This window comes from Microbacterium sp. H6 (genome assembly GCF_003314775.1).
GTDB lineage: Bacteria > Actinomycetota > Actinomycetes > Actinomycetales > Microbacteriaceae > Microbacterium > Microbacterium oxydans.
On the sequence record NZ_QOAY01000102.1, the window covers coordinates 14,603 to 15,394 of the forward strand.

The following is a 792-nucleotide window of genomic DNA, read 5'->3' on the forward strand; positions in this document are numbered from 1 at the left end:
TGCCGCCGACCCGGAGCATCCGGCCCACCAGTACTTCCTTGACCGCAGCGAGCGGCTGAGGGAGTCGATCGCCGACGGCTTCGGAGCCGACGGTCGCCGCTCCCCCCTGGATCCGGACGCCCTCGCCCGCGTGATCCAGGCCGCGTCCGACGGACTTCAGCTGCAGTGGATGATCGACCCGACCGTCGACATGCCCGGCATCATGGGCGCCCTCATCGACGCACTGCTTCCTCCGACTCCACCCACCTGAGTCGTCGAGACCCATCACCATCGCCGAGACCCATCGCAGGATGCGTCGCCGGCGATGGGTCTCGACGCGGAACGTGGGTCTCGACGCGTCTCACCCCTTCACGGCACCGCCGAGACCTGCCGAGCGCAGGAACACCGACTGGAAGACGAGGAACATCGCGATCGGGATCAGGGTCGCGATCGCGAGCGCGGCCAGGAACACGTCCAGTTCGGTCTGCGACTGCACGGCGGGGAGCCGCACCGACAGCGGCTGCACCGCGGGATCGGGCAGCACCAGCATGGGCCAGAGATAGTCCTTCCACGCGGCGATGATCGCGAAGACCGAGACCACCCCGAGGATCGGCTTCGACATCGGCAGCACGATCGACCAGAACAGCCGGAAGGGTCCGGCGCCATCCGTGCGCGCGGCCTCGAACACCTCGCGCGGAAGGCTGTCGAAGAACCGCTTCACCAGCAGGATGTTGAAGGCGTTCGCACCCATCGGCAGCCACACCGCGAGGTAGTTGTTGAGCAGGCTCACATCGCCCAGCAGCGGTGGACGCA

At 67.7% G+C, this 792-nt stretch carries 2 protein-coding genes; one reads left to right on the top strand and one right to left on the bottom strand.

What is annotated here, in order from left to right; genetic code table 11:
• The coding region (locus tag DSP71_RS23270) for a TetR family transcriptional regulator C-terminal domain-containing protein (protein WP_258546303.1) at positions 1-250 on the top strand (250 nt) is incomplete at its 5' end.
• A 90-nt stretch (positions 251-340) separates the two neighbouring features.
• Here DSP71_RS23270 and DSP71_RS23275 read toward each other — a convergent pair.
• On the bottom strand, positions 341-792 hold a 452-nt coding region (locus tag DSP71_RS23275; protein ID WP_258546304.1), incomplete at its 5' end, for a carbohydrate ABC transporter permease.